Origin of the sequence: Dyella acidisoli (assembly GCF_030160295.1) — a bacterium.
Lineage (GTDB): Bacteria > Pseudomonadota > Gammaproteobacteria > Xanthomonadales > Rhodanobacteraceae > Dyella_B > Dyella_B acidisoli.
The window spans coordinates 52,610-68,241 of the sequence record NZ_BSOB01000001.1; the positions used below are offsets into that span (position 1 = coordinate 52,610).

Consider the following 15,632-nt stretch of genomic DNA (forward strand, 5'->3'; position numbering starts at 1 on the left):
ACCGCGGTTGTCACCGTGGTTGGGGAATTGATCGGCATTTGATCTAAACGCGACCCAGGGGTTTGAGTGCGCGCTTCGTTCGATCGCTGTGCAAGCTATAAGGGTTGAAGCAAGCTTGCAATTGTGCGAATGGCGGTGGCGTTGGTTGTCGGCGTGAGCTATTGTGCACGGTTGTGACTGCTGAGAGACGCCGTCAGCTTCAAGCAAACAAACGCTTGGATCTTTAGTCAGAACCGGCAGGCGTGACAGGGAAGCAGATCTTTGTCTTCCTGATCAGCGGTGCGTATTGTCCCGCCGCATTGCAGCTTCCCTGTCACCACCTCATTTAACCAGTCACCGAGGTGCTTCCCGTTTCTAGATGCCCGGTGTAACGACGAATCCAGCTTGAGTCGCCGCTGATGGTGACGGTGAAGTCGTACCAGCCGTTTGTTTTCGCGGCAGCGGAAAAGTAGGTATTGACCGTGGCACCTGCAGCGACGTTGTACGTCCAGGGGCCATCTGTCGTGTAGTTGTTGGTAGTGACGGTAAAGGTGACCGACCCGCTGCTGTTGTTGGTGAGTGCGAAATAGATCGCCAACTGGCCGGATGCAGGATCGTTGGCATACGACGAAGTGACGCTGCAATCCTTGCCCGAGTTATTGAGATTGCCTGCAAACCGACGCAAAAAGCGATTCGGGCCGATCGTGGTCAAATCGTAGCTGCCACTGCCGTAACCAGTGCCGACGTTGAAGTAATCGCTGACCGATCCATCGATGCCGTTGCTATAGGGCGCAACCGTGTATTGCCACGGACCACCGCTGCGGTGGGCATTGGCGTAAATCGCCAGCGGCACCGCGCGTGTTGCAACGGCACCGACATTGAGCATCTGTATCCAGATCAGGATCTGGCCATTCGCGCCGTACTGGATGGAGGAAATATTGGCATCCGGCTGGTAGGGAAGGGCGCGTGCTGTACGCGTGCCTGGCTCCTGCGACGGAAGGCTATTAGGCGCATTGCTGTCGGTAGGATTCGGCAGCGGATCACAAGTGCTGGTGCGATTGATGACGGTGTTGGTCGCAGGCAGATTGCCAGGCAGGCCCAAAACGGGATTGGCGAAATCAAATGCATCCGTAAGGTCGCCGCTGACCTGGCGCCGCCATGCGCTGATGGATGAGCAGATGGCGGGCGTTCCAAGTGCGCTCGTCCATGTTTCCAGGAGGCGGATCACCGAAGTGTGATCGTAGATCTGCGAATCCACTACACCGCCACGGGTCCATGGCGAGCAGATGACCATCGGTACGCGAAAACCCATGCCGATCGGTTGCGTCTGGCCACTCACACTGATGAACTCTCCGGCCGTTCCGCTCGGCGGAACAGGCGGCGGAACGTGATCGAAAAATCCATCGTTCTCGTCGTAGTTGAGGATAAGCACGGTGGAATTGAACGTATCCGTGTTCGCTGCCAATGCCTGCAACACGAGATTGATGAAATGCGCGCCGTTGTCCGGTGGCGCGTCGGGATGCTCGGAATAGTCCTGGCTGGCCACGATCCAGCTCACTTGCGGCAGCGTGCCGTTGAGCACATCGTTCTGAATCGCCAAAGCGATGTCGTTCGGCGTGGAACCGGTGGTGCTCGGGACCGACGCCATGCCTTGCTGATACAGCGGGCTGGAATTGGGCGCATTCGCGAATTGGCTGAAATAAGCCAGGGCGTTGTCGCCGAAATTGTCGGAAGCGTTCTGATACACCTTCCAGCTTACGCCGGCAGCCTGCAGCTCTTCGGCATAGGTTTCCCAGGTGAGCCCGGATTCGGAGCCGCCGTTGTAAGCCGGACCACCGTTGCTCCCCGACGGATCGATCATGCCGCCCCACAGATAGGTGCGATTAGGGCCGGTAGCGCTGAGAATGGAACAGAAATAGTGATCGCAAACGGTGTACGCATCGGCGAGTGCGTAATGGAACGGAATGTCCTGACGCGTGAGGTAGCCGAGCGTGCGCACCGTGCCCTTGGCCAACACCCACGAGTCCATCTTGCCGTTGTTCCATGCCGAATGCTGGGTCAACCACGAATGATCGAGGCTGCCATCGCATTGCGTGACGACTTCGCCGCTTTGTCCGAAGACCGGTGAGGTCGTGTTGAAAGCCCACGGATATTGGCGTGACAAACCGTTGGGCTGATCGAACACCGAGTAGCCACCAGAAAGCGTGATGCCGGCCTTGTCGGAAAAGCCGCGCACGCCTTGCAGTGTTCCGAAATAATGATCGAAGCTGCGATTCTCCTGCATGAGAATCACAACGTGCTTGATGTCGGTGATTGTGCCGGTGCTTTCGGTGGTAGTAGCGGCTCGCGCCGGCCTGATCGTTCCGCCTAATGTGTATCCGGTAACGCCAACAACTGCAGCTTTGATCGACAACGCAAGAAACTTACGGCGATTCATCTCGATCATGGGAGCCTCACGCCTAGTTGGGTTGTTCGATCAACGATAGGTGCTCCGTATGCCGGTTTTGTGACGTGGATATTGCGCGTGCAATCTTGTGTTCTTCACGGTTTTTGCACACATGATGTGGGTGGAAAGGCATTGTTCAATGCGACTGCTTCGTCTCCCCGGCGGAGGCCGGGGCCGAGTGACTCTGACGATCTTCAAGTCGCTGGGTGATTCTCCTCACTCACCCTTTCGGGGCCGTCCTTCAGGCGTTCTCCGCGCTTCGCGCTACGTCTGGCTTTCGCCGAGACGACGAACTATCAGGCATTACTTCGCTACTCGCTATTGCGGGAAAGATCATTCTCTTCGTGTTGAATAGGTTTGAGTAACTCCAATACCTGCTCACCGGCTGCCAAGGGTGGTGCGTCGTTCTGAGTGCGACTTAGAACTGCGCTCCAGGCGCCGATCGTCTGAATGAACAGCACCGCGGGGCATTTTCACCCATTGCCTGGCCACACTATGCTGGGCGCAAGTACATGGGATGCGGGGCTTTATTCATGGCCATGAAGTTCAACCCGGTTTCCATCGAAGAACTGAGCAATGCATGCATGCCGGATAAGGCACTGCCTGGTATTTACTACCGGCAGGGAAAGGATATCGTGCTTGTCGCCTTGAACGTGGCAGAGCAACAAGACGGACTAAGCCCCATCTACCTCTGTTTTTCAGGTGAGCACGTCGAACATCGAAGGAGCATCCCGAACACGCTGTTGATTCCGCTAAACCAGTTGGAGCCGCGTTTTCATATTGAAGGATCAGCCGAACAAGTAAAGTTCACAGCGGGGGTTGCCATTGATTATTACCAGCAGCCGGCCTTGGTGCTCGTCGATGATCAACCTCACATCCTGTTGAAAGACTTTCCGGATGAACCCCATGGAGATCCCAGGTTCCACAAATATCGTCTCATGCTGAATCTGACGACTCGTCAGGTGGTCCGTTTGTCGCCTGGAAAAACGCTTGTCGTTTTCGACCATGTGGTGATGTCGGGTTATCTACTGCGCCACGATAAGGAAGAGTCGGAAAAGATGGCGGTGTTGAAACTGCGTCCCGATGATCGAGGGCATTGACTGCTGCCTCGCCCGTTAATGATGCGCTGACTAAATCGTCGTCCTGGCATTCAGTGCGGTCCGGGGAAAATTTCTGTCCGTCTTGCGCTAATGGCTGAAACTCTCGTCATCCCAGCGAAAGCTGGGATCCAGCGACTTGCAAAGCGTTAAAGGCACTGGATCCCAGCTTTCGCTGGAATGACGAATCGGTAGCGTTGAGTTCTCTGGAAAAATTTCGGCGTCACAGAGCAGCTAACGCGTGTTCTTGAAACGCTTTATTTTTCTGGAACAGCACTGAGTATGCGCTGGGACGACGAGTCTGCAATAGATCAGAGCATCACTAGAGGCCGAGGCACTCTTTCGTTGAAGACTTATCCGTTTTTCTCAAGGATGTAATGGATCGTCGAAGTTCCGCGAGCGGTGCACGATCGTCAAAGCGAATGGTGCCTTCCTCCTCCGATATGCCCAGTTGCCGGAGCATGCCATCAAGATCAATGGCGACGGATCGATCTTTGAGTTTGTCGTAAAGCGTGGTGAGGGCATTGCTTTTCACGGCGGCATCGCCTGCTTGTGCGACCTGTGCAACGCTCCATAATGCTGTATTGCCTCCGCTTGTGCGGTTGATAGCGCGCAATGCATCTTGTAAGCGATATTCGCCGTTGCTGTGCTTGTAGATGTCGATTTCGGCGAGGAGCCAGTACATGGCGCCGCCCCAGTATGTTCTCCCCCAGGTGTGCGTATGATCGAGCCCTTCGTCGCCGCTTTTAGGTTGTCCTTTGGGCATGTCGTCAACCGCCCATCGCCAGACTTCCTGCGGAGTGATCTGTCCCAACTGTGCACGGGCAATGGGTTCAACGTAGGTGGCATTGCCTTCCATAAACCATTCGCTGCTCATGGGTACGCGCGGAAGTGCCAGATGCGTCATTTCGTGCACCATTACCCAGTCTTCTCGTAGTGCGTTATCGGTTACGTCACGTCCTACGGTGAAGCGCGTTACAGAACTCGGATAGCCCCAGGTTGTAGCAGGGCCGATGCGGTTGCCTTCGCCAGGCGTAATGAGCAAGGCCCAATGATCGACGGGAAAGCGACCAAAGTATGCGGAGACGGCTGATGCACTTCGCCGGACCCAGGTCTCGATGCGGCGTTTATCAAGTGGCCGGGAGTCGCCGTCAATAGCGATGTCGATGTTTCCGCCGCACATCGAAAGTCGCAGATCGGGCGACTTTTTCACCCTGGCGTAAATGTCCTCAGGATCGTCGTACGCCTGCGCGAATGCCAGCCTGGGTAGCTGCGTTGCAACCACCAAGCTTCCGATCATCTGCACAAAGTGTCGACGATTCATACGCGTTAGGGTGGTGATTTGCTACTGCACTAGAAATGGAGCTGACCAAGAAATCCCAGGATCGCCTTCCAATTGTCTTCGGCGCCTTGAGGATCACGGCTGGCGATCAGTGTGGAGGATCCGTGAACGCCGGCGGTTGGAACGTACTGAACCTTAAGTTTTGTCGGTGAGGCTGCCAGGATGGCTCTAGCCGCATCGATCTCGCTAGCGTCCTTGGAGGAGGTGACAAAGAATGGAACGGTTACCTTCGCCGCAGCAGAGCGGATCATGGAAGGAGATTCGTCGAAATATTCACCGGGTGAAAAGACGGCAATGGCGCTGATTTCGTTCACATGCTCCGAGGCAACCACCACTGTCAACGACGCGGAATAACTGCTGCCCCAAAGGATAATCGGAAGTTTCTGTTTTTTGGCAAACGACAACGCCGCTTCGAGATCGGGCTTGGCATCAAGATAGTTGGCGGAATGACCTAGTGCTTGAACGGTTTGATTGGGGCCAAAGAGTTCGCCGCCCGACCGTTGATCGATGGCTAGTGCGCTGTATCCGGCCGCTGCGAGTCTTGGGGCTATAGTCTTGTATTCATCCTTGCTGGAACCCGCTTGATGAAATAACAGAATCAAGGCGCGTGGCGATGCAGCGCGATAGTACTTGCCATAGATCACCACGCCGTCGCTGGCTTTAAAGGTGATATCTGAAGTCGCTACGGCCGGTGTCGAAGGCATGGTAGCGGCCGCTGCTGGCATGAATGCTGCTGTGCCGCTTAGGGTGATTAGCGTCGACATGGCAAGAGAAAGTGCTGAGCGCATTTGAAATCCTTTAGGGTTCTGTGACTCTGCCGGAAACTAGTTTCTCGCTCCTACAGGAGCACATCCTTAATTGTTTCGTCTGTCCAGCGGGAAACGTTACACCAGGATGTTCCGCCCATCACATGCCACATGTAACGCCCAGCCTTGCTCAAGCGAACTTAGGGGAAATGATCGAGATACGCGGTCTCGATAGCGATTTCCACAATCCGTGAGCGGGATATGATGCGCGCAATAGCATACGCTGGTGTGATGTTGAGTCTGGCCCTGGCCGCGAAGGTATACGCAAGCGATGTGCCAACCCCAGGCCAAACGCTTACCTCGAAGCTCGTGGTGGTTGAACTCTTTCAAAGCCAAGGTTGTTCTTCGTGCCCGCCAGCAGAAGAAAACCTCAACGCACTTGCGGATGACCGGGCGGTACTCGCCTTATCGTTTGGCGTAACGTACTGGGACGGTTTGGGCTGGAAGGACACCTTTGCGACCGATGCCTATACAGCAAGGCAATGGCGCTACGCGCACTATCGCCACCGAGACACGGTTTGGACGCCACAGGTTTACGTTAACGGCCATACGGATCTCGTAGGTACAAACCGTGCGCAGTTGAACGAAGTCATTCACCAAGCTCAAAGTAATGGGCCAACTATCGCGTGGCCATCGGTTGACCGTGTGCACATCAAGGCGGCATCAGGTCGCACTGAGGCGAGTGACGTATGGCTGGTGCGCTATGACCCGCGAACCCTTCACGTTCCTATTGGTGCAGGTGAAAACAGTGGACGCACGCTTGACCAGTGCAACGTCGTACGCGAGCTGATTCGCTTGGGAAAATGGAAGGGTGACGATGAGGCATTCACATTGCCCGCGTCATCACTGCCGGGACTTGAAACTGCCGTGCTTGTTCAAGTGCAAGAGGGCGGCGACATACTGAGCGCGTCCGTACAAGATGCTCGCGGTTCAAATAAACCGTAATCGCTAGCATTGGACGAAGGTCAAAAAAAGAAAAACTGCGCTTTCTTTCCCCAGCTCAGAATATAGCGGACGTGGGGACTTGCCGAAAGCCCCTGGTCATGCTGCAGCATCGCCAACCGTTGTGAGAACTGACGGAAGCGGGAGTATGGCGATGATCGAGCATGATGTGCTGATTGTTGGAGGAGGGCCGACTGGGCTGATGTTGGCAGGCGAACTGGCGTTGGCGCGGATCGACGTTGCTGTTGTCGAGCGACGCGTCAACCAGGATGTCGCCGGCTTGCGTGCACGCGGTCTGCATTCGCGCACAATCGAAGTGCTCGATCAGCGCGGAATTGCCGACCGGTTTCTCTCGCAGGGACAGTCGCTTCAGGTCGTGCATTTCCACATTCCGCTGAATATCAGCGACTTTCCTACGCGTCATAACTACGTGCTCGCGCTGTCGCAGAAGCACTTCGAGCGCATTCTGGCCCACTGGGTAGACGAGCTGGCGGTACCGATCTATCGCGAACGTGAAGTGACAGGTTTCGTGCAGGACGACACGGGCGTCGATATTGAGCTGTCCGACGGCAACTCGCTACGAGCAAAATATCTCGTCGGCTGCGATGGAGGACGTAGCTTGATCCGTAAAACAGCCGGCATCGAGTTTCCCGGCTTGGATCCGACGACGAGCTGGTTGATTGCCGAAGCCGAGATGTCCGAAGAGCCGGAATGGGGCTTCCGCCACGACGCTGTGGGTACCCATGCGATCGGCAAGTCGGAGGATGCGAAGCGAGTATGCGTGGTGCTAACCGAGCAGCAGATAGAGGCCGCCAGCGAACCCACCTTGCTCGATGTCAGTGAAGCACTCATCGCCGTCTATGGGACCGACTATGGCATCCACAGCGCAACGTGTATATCCAGGTTCACCGATATGACTCGTCAAGCCGCGACCTACCGCGAAGGACGGGTCTTGCTGGCCGGCGACGCTGCACATGTGCATCCTCCTTTAGGAGGTCAGGGCCTCAATGTCGGTGTGCAGGATGCGGTGAATCTGGGATGGAAGCTGGCTCAAGTGGTTAACCGAACGTCGCCCCAAAGCCTCTTAGATACCTACCACGCCGAACGCCATCCGGTCGCTGCTCGCGTGCTGCGCAACACGATGGCGCACGTCGCGCTTCGCCGCCCCGACGACCGCACCAAAGTGCTGGGCGGCTATTTTTCTGAACTTCTCAGCATGGACGAGCCCCGCAAACGAATGGCTGCGGAGATGTCTGGCCTGGACATTCATTACAACCTAGGTGCGGGACATCCGTTGTTAGGACGCCGCATGCCCGACCTCGACTTGATCACGACCAACGGCCCATTGCGCGTCTTCGCACTTCTTCACAATGCAAGACCAGTGTTAATCAACTTCGCAGAGCCTGGCGATTTCGATATCACTCCATGGGCAGATCGAGTTCAGTTGATCGACGCCAAATACATAGGTACATGGGAGCTTCCCGCCCTAGGTGTGGTGGCTGCTCCGGTCGCCGTGCTGATTCGTCCCGACGGACATGTGGCCTGGGTGGGGGACGCCAGCAAGGGAGGGCTCACTGACGCGCTAACCACTTGGTTTGGGGTGCCTGCTGTGGCATAGCGTGAGCGTCGTGTGACAGAAAATTGATCTAGATCAATTTCTGGCTTCGATGCTGAACTACATTGTCACGGGGGCTGCCGCGGGTAAGGCAAAAGCTGTAGCTGGGAAGTGAACGGTCGCGTTTTTCCCTACTCGGTTTAGATGGCCGTCTTTAGTCCTATCTGCCTAGGATCAATCGCCTTGCGACACCATCCTGATGTTCGTATATTGCGCTACGGACGATTTCGCTATTGGCGTTGGCCTGATCCATTCACCATAGGCGTGGAGTTGCTTCCATGAGGAAGGTCGACTGTCGTAGCAGCGATTTTCTTGGGACGTTCTGCAACGTCGCCCTATCCATGGTGATCGTTGTGTTTTTCGCGATGACCGGCCGGCTGCATGCGCAGACCCAGAACTCGGTAACGGCATCCGACTCGACTGCAACACGTGTCATGGCATGTACCGCTTGCCATGGTGAGCGCGGGCAAGGTAGCAGGGACGATTACTTTCCTCGGCTCGCCGGCAAGCCAACTGGATATTTGTATAACCAACTGGTCGCCTTTCGGGATGGCCAGCGCAAATACCCTCCGATGAATTATTTGCTCGCCTATTTGCCGGATAGCTATTTGCGGGAAATGGCCGACTACTTTGCGGCTCAACAAACGCCCTTTCCGCCGTTGCCGAAACCCGACGTCGGGCCGCAAGTGCTGGCTTTAGGGGAGCGGTTAGTCTTGAAGGGCGACGATGCACGGCATGTTCCGGCATGCATCGCTTGCCATGGCGCCTCGTTGACCGGCATGTCGCCTGACATCCCTGGCTTGCTCGGTTTGCACAGCAAATACATCAGTGCCCAGCTTGGGGCAACGCGTTTTGGGACACGGGTTCCCATCAAGCCCAACTGCATGCAGCAGCTGACCACCCGACTGTCAGAAGAAGATATCACCGCAGTCTCCGCATATTTATCGTCGCTCCCTGCGCCTGCAAACCCCGCTCCAGCCCCTGCTGGTTCGCTGAAATTGGCGCTCACCTGCGAAGGCTTGGAGACGAAATGAGCAAGCCATCGCTACCTAAAAAACATCGTGGATTGCAGATTGCCACATCGCGGTCGATGCTTTGCCTGGCTTTCGGCATGTTTGCCCTGGTTCAAGGCGCGCGAAGCCAGGATGCAGCAACGATTGCCAAGGGCGAGTATTTGGCGCGAGCCGGAGATTGCATCGCATGCCATAGCGATCCGGGCAACAAGCCTTTTGCAGGCGGTCGGGCGATGGCAACGCCATTCGGTACGCTTTATTCGCCCAACATTTCGCCGGATTCCACGACAGGACTTGGAGCTTGGACCGCGGATGAGTTCTACACGATGATGCACAGCGGGCGAACGCGGTCGGGAGCGTTGCTTTATCCGGCCATGCCGTTTGCTTCCTATACCAAGGTAACTCGTGCAGACGCGGATGCGATTTTTGCTTACTTAAAGAATGTCCCGCCGGTGCATCAACAAAATCGGGAACAGGATCTGAAATTTCCGTACAACAATCGCAATCTGCTGCTTGGTTGGCGCACCCTCTACTTTAAGGAGGGTGAATATAAACCCGATCCATCGAAGTCGACCGAATGGAATCGGGGTGCGTACCTTGTCGAAGGACTCGGGCACTGCTCGATGTGTCATACCGCTATCAATGCACTGGGTGGTAGTTCGAAGTCGGAAGCATTCCAAGGCGGGCTAATTCCGATGCAAGAATGGTATGCGCCTTCCTTGACCTCCAATCGTGAAGCAGGGCTCGGCGACTGGAGCATCAAAGATATTTCCGATCTGTTGCAGGCCGGCGTATCGGCGCGAGGGGCTGTCTACGGACCCATGGCCGAAGTGGTTTACAACAGCCTTCAATATCTATCGGATTCCGACATCCGTGCCATGGCGGTTTATTTGAAGGCATTGCCTTCGACCGGCGATACAACAGCGCCGAACGAGGTGCAGACACAGGACAGGCTTCGTCTCGCTCCCTTGGGAAAGAAAATCTACGTAGCCCAATGCGCGATGTGCCATGGCGTGAACGGTGAAGGCAAGGGCTGGGATTTTCCGCCGCTTGCCGCGAATCAGTCGATTCAAATGTCTTCATCCGTCAACCCGATTCGAATGGTTCTCAACGGCGGTTACCCACCGGGGACGATACGCAATCCCAGGCCCTATGGCATGCCACCCTTCGCGCAACAGCTGTCCGACGAAGAAGTGGCGGCTGTCGTTACGTACATCCGTACGGCCTGGAACAACCACGGAACGGCCATTACGGCCCAGGACGTCAATGCGTTGCGTTCGGCTCCGTTGAATTGAATAGGGGCGAGATTTCATGAGAAGCACTGAAGACCCCTCTGCACGTGACGAAGATGAGCGTGTCGAGCAAATCGTAAGCGCTGGACCGCGCGGTGCGCTGATGGTCACTGGCATTGCCGTGGCCATCGTCATAGCGCTTTGGTTCCTGTTCTATTTTCTGGTTTTCCTCCCTCGCGGCGTCATTCATTAAAGGACGTGTCGTGGCTCAATCGTTTTCCGCCAATTCGCACGACACGGCTGCGTTGACCGCGCGCATCGAGAAGCGATGGGCTTTCTTGATGGTCAGCATCATCGCCTTGCTCGTTGCGATCATGATTTTCACCGGCCTGCATTGGGCGATGATGCCGCCGTCCCGAGTCGAAACCATCGATCCTTCGACGCTGCACGTGTCAGGCGAATTCGTCGAGAGCAACCTCGGCAGCGCTGTTGAACCTAACGGATCGGTCACCGTGAGGATCGTCGGCCAGCAATACTCGTTCACGCCGCAGTGCATTGTCGTGCCGTCCAAAACGCCCATCACCTTTCGAGTGACCAGCGCCGACGTGATCCACGGGATGCTTATCACCGGAACAAACATCAATTCGATGGTCGAGCCCGGCTACATTTCTACCTTCAAGACCGAATTTGAACGGGCCGGTGATCATTTGATGCCGTGCCATGAATATTGCGGCGTTGGCCATGAAGCCATGTGGGCCAATGTGAAGGTGGTCGACAAAGACGTCTTTTCGAAAATGGCTGCCAACACGAGGAGACTGACCTGTGATCTCTAACAGACGCCTTGTGCTCGCTCATTTTTGGTTGGCGTTTGCCGTATTTGGTCTTGCCATTCTTCTTGGCGAGTGGCAAATGTTCATCCGCAGTCCATTGCACGGTTGGCTGCACAATCCCGATCTCTACTACCGATCGGTTACCGCACACGGCACCGTGATGGGATACGTCTTCCCGACACTCGTTGCAATGGGTTTCGGCTATGCCATCTGCGAGCTGTCCCTCGATCAACCTTTGATTGGCCGACGCTGGGCGTGGGTTGGGTACGCGATGATCATCGTCGGCTCGGTAGCGGCGGTGGTGCCTGTTGCCTTGGGGCTCGACTCGGTGCTTTACACTTTTTATCCGCCGATGATCGGTAACGCTTTCTATTACATCGGCGTGGTGCTGGTAGTCGTCGGATCTTGGGTCTGGGTCGTGCTTATGGGTGTCAATCTGAACGCGTGGAAGCGTGCTCATCCAGGCGCTCCCGTTCCGCTTCCCATGTTTGCGAACGTCGCCGCCGCTTACCTTTGGGGATGGACAGCGGTCGGTGCGGCGCTGGAGTTGCTATTCCAGATTCTCCCTGTAGCACTGGGTTTTTCAAACACCATCAATGCCGGGCTCTCTCGCGTCCTGTTTTCCTGGACGCTGCACGCCATCGTTTATTTTTGGTTGATGCCTGCATACATCGCTTTTTACACAATCGTGCCTCGCGCAATTGGTGGTCGTCTGTACAGCGACACCATGGCGCGAGTTTCGTTTGCACTGTTTCTCGTATTTTCGATGCCGATTGGCATCCATCACTTATTTGCTGACCCTCAAGTTGGCTCAGGCTTCAAATTTATCCATTCGGTGTTTACCGCAATGGTGACGATTCCTACGCTGCTGACTGTATTCACCATCTGTGCTTCCGTGGAAATAGCCGCGCGCCTGCGTGGTGGAAAGGGTGTATTTGGTTGGCTCAAGGCGCTTCCGTGGGACAACCCGCAGATGCTCGCACTGGCATTTTCATTTGTGATGCTGGGGTTCGGGGGCGCCGGCGGTTTGATCAACATGAGTTATCAGCTGGACTCGACCGTGCACAATACCCAATGGATTACCGGTCATTTTCACCTGATCTTCGGCGGCGCGGTCGTGATCATGTACTTCGCTATTGCCTACGACCTTTGGCCGCACCTTACGGGACGGGCGATGCAGGATCTAAGCCTGATCCGTACGCAGTTGTGGCTATGGTTCGTCGGGATGATCGTAACGACGTTTCCGTGGCATTACGTAGGCATCCTGGGTATGCCGCGGCGCATGGCTTATTTCGACTACAGCGCGCCTGGTCTGTCGGGCGAGGGCATTACAGTCATCATGTCGACGGTTGGCGGTGCGTTGCTGGTTGTTTCGGCGCTCCTGTTCCTGCTCATTCTTTATCGCAACCATTCCGCGAGCCGGGCTGAAACAACTCCCTTCACCTTCAGTAGAGCCATTCACGAGCCTACCTCGCTGCCGTTGGCCTTGAACGGTCTTGGGCTTTGGGTTGGGCTGATGATCGCGCTGACGATCACCAACTACGGTTATCCGATCGCTCAACTCATCGGCTTGCACGATGCCCAAGTTCCCGCTGTCTTCATAGGAGGGAAGCGATGAACGGTGATCGCCCACGCCTGATATCGCTCCGCAATCCCTGGTTCACAGCGAGTGTCGGGGCTATCTCCATACTGTTCGTCTTTACGGTTTTCGTGGGGTTTGTCTGGCTCCCTTCTGCTCAAAATGACGCGTTGTTCAAGGGGCTGTTGAATGCTATTTGCAGCGCCGCTGGTGTCCCCAAGGCTTGGTTGAGCGAGGCGAGCCCTCCGATTCAGCCTAAAACGCCTGTTTCGAGTGTGGTGCTGACGCCAGACATGCTTGGCGGAGCGTCCTCTGGCGGGTCTATTGGGCGAGGCGCCACCTTGGCGCTACGTTGCACGATGTGCCACGGCGCTCGCGGCGTGAGCGCGGCCAATACGCCAAATCTGGCTGGGCAATATGCTCCTTCGATATATAAGGAGCTGCGCGATTTCCAGAGCGGAGCACGTACAAGCGCAATCATGGCACCCATGGTTGTCGGACTCAGCGACCAGGACCTGAGCGACTTATCGGCGTATTACGCCTCGCTGCCACGTAGCAACGCGCCTCCCGCGCAGCAAGTGCATTCAGAGCCAAATATCGTTGCCACAGGATCACCCATGCGAAACATCGCTCCATGCGGTTCCTGTCACGGTGATTTGGCGACCAAGTTGGGTGCTCCCTGGCTCGGCCCGCAACCGCGTGAATATCTGAAATCCCAGCTCGAAGCATTTGCAAACGGCAGTCGCCACAACGATATCAGCGCTCAGATGCGAAATATCGCACGTAATATGACAGCTGACGAAATTAACGCATCTGCGAGTTACTATGCGGGAAGCAGATAGACACTGTCCCTTGCCGACGAAGCCGCAACAAGGCACGAATGGATCCATGAACCGCTTCAGCTAAATCGCGCCTAATCTCGCTGATGCTGAGGCGCGGCTACTAGCAGTCCCAACTCTTGCGCCACGGGTATCCACAGCGTCCAATCAGCAAGCACGCGCTCTTGTGGCATGTCTTGGTTCTCCACGCGCCGCGATGCCTGATGCAGATCGCATCCCTGGCGCAACGCATCCAACATTCCGTATTGCCAATACGTCAACGGATAGGCGGATACGCGGTAATGCATACGGGTGATGGCAACGAGGCTGTTCTCTGATTGAGGGCACTGCGGTACCTCATCGCTCGCCGCCATCGCCTGCCAAAACGGGATCAAAGGAAGCTTCAAGTCAAGCAGCCGTACGCATGGAGGAACAGTCCAATGCGTCACATTCATCGCCGCCCATGGCGATGCAGTCAGCGCCTGGTTATGTGCATGTTCCGGTCCGTGATCGCGCATGGTTTCGAGCCAGGCACGTTCAAATCGCGCAAGTTCGACCGGTAGCAGCCACATGCCGTCGTCGGCGGCGGTTTGCGGCGGACGATGTCGTGCAAGAAAGGCGGGAAAGCCTGCGCCAAGATCGTAAAGAGTGGGGGAGTGCGAAGGGTTCTCCCACAGGTAGGCGCGTGCGAAGAAACCGAACACGTCGTCGCCCATCACACGTTGCAGCATGGGGTAGTCCGCGGCCAGGCAATCATAGAGCCGCATCAGATAGCCATCGGCATAGACGCCCAATCGCCGCATCGGATCGGCAACAGCGTTGGCATGCACCAGCTCACCCGCAGCAAGCCCATGATGTTGGCGTGCCAGCGCTGCTCCGCGCTCAGCACCGCCTGGCGTGGTCATGACGGTGAGCAACCAGTGTTGAACGTCATGGAGCGACGGCATGTTCTTCCCTCAATTGAAATGCGATCGGCGTGGAGTAGCTGGGCGATGGGGGCGTGACGTCGGCATCGATCGCCGGCGCAACGATTTCTCCGCGCAGCGTTTGGCGAGCTTTATCCAACTCGATCAACAGTTCCGGATAGGCGGGAATATTTGCGTCCCATTCGAGCAAAGTGGATACGGTGCTGTCGCCGGATGAATCAACACCGCAGCACTGCTGTGCCAGCACATAAAGCTGCCAGACTCGTGCGGGTACGGGGCGATCATGCGTGTCGATCAGCAAATCCCCGGTGTCGGTGGGTCCGGCAAGGTGGATCTGCACGATGTGCTCGGGCGGTAATTGTCGAATGTAATGCTCTGGATCAAAGCCATGGTTGTGGCTGGATACGTAGACGTTGTTCACGTCGAGCAACAAGCCGCAACCGGTTTCCCTAGCGAGCCGCGCGAGGAAATCGCATTCGGCCATGGGCGAGCAAGTGAATTGCAGGTAGCTGCTTGGGTTTTCGAGTACCAATGGGCGCTGCAGCAGTTCCTGCACGGCTTCCACACGTTGTCGTACGTGCTGATAAGTGGGTTCGTCCAAGGGCATTGGCAACAGATCGTGCGCGTTGATGCCTACGACACCGGTCCAGCACAGGTGGTCGGAGATCAAAACGGGTTCGATCTCTTCAGCAAGTTGCTTGAGCTTGGACAGGTAAGTGCGGTCCAGCGGATCGGAACTGCCGATCGACATGGAAACGCCGTGCATGACAACAGGAACCTGTGCGCGAATGCGATCCAGTGCATGGCGCGCGTAGCCGTGATGACCGATGAAGTTCTCGCTGATGATTTCGAACCAGTCGACACCGGGACCGTGGCGCAGGATGTGATCGAGATGCACGTTTCTCAGGCCAACGCCGAATCCGAGGTTGGGCAGGCCGAGCCGGGGAGCAGTCATGATTTACCTTCGATGCTGGAAGGGGCATTGAATCTCGCTCTCGATGACGAGA

Annotated in this window: 14 protein-coding genes; 9 read left to right on the forward strand and 5 right to left on the reverse strand. The window is 56.2% G+C overall.

What is annotated here, in order from left to right; translation table 11 throughout:
• Positions 1-325: 325 nt before the first annotated feature.
• The gene (locus QQJ86_RS00215) at positions 326-2,425 is read right to left on the reverse strand and encodes a phosphocholine-specific phospholipase C (protein WP_284318872.1); all 2,100 of its coding nucleotides are present in this window, start codon (positions 2,423-2,425) and stop codon (positions 326-328) included.
• Between the two features lie 533 nt (positions 2,426-2,958).
• Between QQJ86_RS00215 and QQJ86_RS00220 the strand changes: the two genes are divergently transcribed.
• Positions 2,959-3,525, forward strand: coding sequence for a hypothetical protein (locus QQJ86_RS00220; RefSeq protein ID WP_284318873.1), 567 nt, complete (start codon positions 2,959-2,961; stop codon positions 3,523-3,525).
• 319 nt (positions 3,526-3,844) lie between these two features.
• Here the strand turns inward: QQJ86_RS00220 and QQJ86_RS00225 are convergent, their stop codons facing one another.
• Complete coding sequence (locus tag QQJ86_RS00225; RefSeq protein WP_284318874.1) at positions 3,845-4,807, reverse strand: hypothetical protein; 963 nt, start codon at positions 4,805-4,807, stop codon at positions 3,845-3,847.
• A gap of 68 nt (positions 4,808-4,875) precedes the next feature.
• Entirely contained in the window at positions 4,876-5,652 is a 777-nt protein-coding gene (locus QQJ86_RS00230; RefSeq protein ID WP_284318875.1) for an alpha/beta hydrolase, read from the reverse strand.
• 219 nt (positions 5,653-5,871) lie between these two features.
• Between QQJ86_RS00230 and QQJ86_RS00235 the strand changes: the two genes are divergently transcribed.
• From QQJ86_RS00235 to QQJ86_RS00270, 8 genes are all read left to right on the forward strand, one after another.
• Entirely contained in the window at positions 5,872-6,615 is a 744-nt protein-coding gene (locus tag QQJ86_RS00235; protein ID WP_284318876.1) for a DUF1223 domain-containing protein, read from the forward strand.
• 145 nt (positions 6,616-6,760) lie between these two features.
• Complete coding sequence (locus tag QQJ86_RS00240; protein WP_284318877.1) at positions 6,761-8,230, forward strand: FAD-dependent monooxygenase; 1,470 nt, start codon at positions 6,761-6,763, stop codon at positions 8,228-8,230.
• Between the two features lie 275 nt (positions 8,231-8,505).
• Positions 8,506-9,261, forward strand: a complete 756-nt coding sequence (locus QQJ86_RS00245) for a c-type cytochrome (RefSeq protein ID WP_284318878.1) — start codon at positions 8,506-8,508, stop codon at positions 9,259-9,261.
• Complete coding sequence (locus QQJ86_RS00250; protein ID WP_284318879.1) at positions 9,258-10,535, forward strand: c-type cytochrome; 1,278 nt, start codon at positions 9,258-9,260, stop codon at positions 10,533-10,535. Before QQJ86_RS00245 ends, QQJ86_RS00250 begins: the two co-directional genes overlap by 4 nt.
• Positions 10,536-10,551: 16 nt before the next feature.
• Complete coding sequence (locus tag QQJ86_RS00255) at positions 10,552-10,725, forward strand: hypothetical protein (protein ID WP_284318880.1); 174 nt, start codon at positions 10,552-10,554, stop codon at positions 10,723-10,725.
• Positions 10,726-10,735: 10 nt separating this feature from the next.
• Complete coding sequence (locus QQJ86_RS00260) at positions 10,736-11,305, forward strand: cupredoxin domain-containing protein (protein WP_284318881.1); 570 nt, start codon at positions 10,736-10,738, stop codon at positions 11,303-11,305.
• 10 nt (positions 11,306-11,315) lie between these two features.
• On the forward strand, positions 11,316-12,920 hold the full coding sequence (locus QQJ86_RS00265; protein ID WP_284318882.1) for a b(o/a)3-type cytochrome-c oxidase subunit 1: 1,605 nt from the start codon (positions 11,316-11,318) through the stop codon (positions 12,918-12,920).
• Entirely contained in the window at positions 12,917-13,723 is an 807-nt protein-coding gene (locus tag QQJ86_RS00270; RefSeq protein ID WP_284318883.1) for a c-type cytochrome, read from the forward strand. The genes QQJ86_RS00265 and QQJ86_RS00270 overlap by 4 nt, the downstream gene beginning before the upstream one ends.
• 71 nt (positions 13,724-13,794) lie before the next feature.
• On the opposite strand, the gene QQJ86_RS00275 is transcribed toward QQJ86_RS00270, so the two are convergent.
• Together QQJ86_RS00275 and bufB are read right to left on the reverse strand one after the other, a co-directional pair.
• Positions 13,795-14,646: an HvfC/BufC N-terminal domain-containing protein gene (locus tag QQJ86_RS00275; protein ID WP_284318884.1), complete on the reverse strand. Its 852-nt coding sequence runs from the start codon at positions 14,644-14,646 to the stop codon at positions 13,795-13,797.
• Positions 14,630-15,580, reverse strand: a complete 951-nt coding sequence (bufB, locus tag QQJ86_RS00280) for an MNIO family bufferin maturase (protein WP_284318885.1) — start codon at positions 15,578-15,580, stop codon at positions 14,630-14,632. Before bufB ends, QQJ86_RS00275 begins: the two co-directional genes overlap by 17 nt.
• Positions 15,581-15,632: the final 52 nt, after the last annotated feature.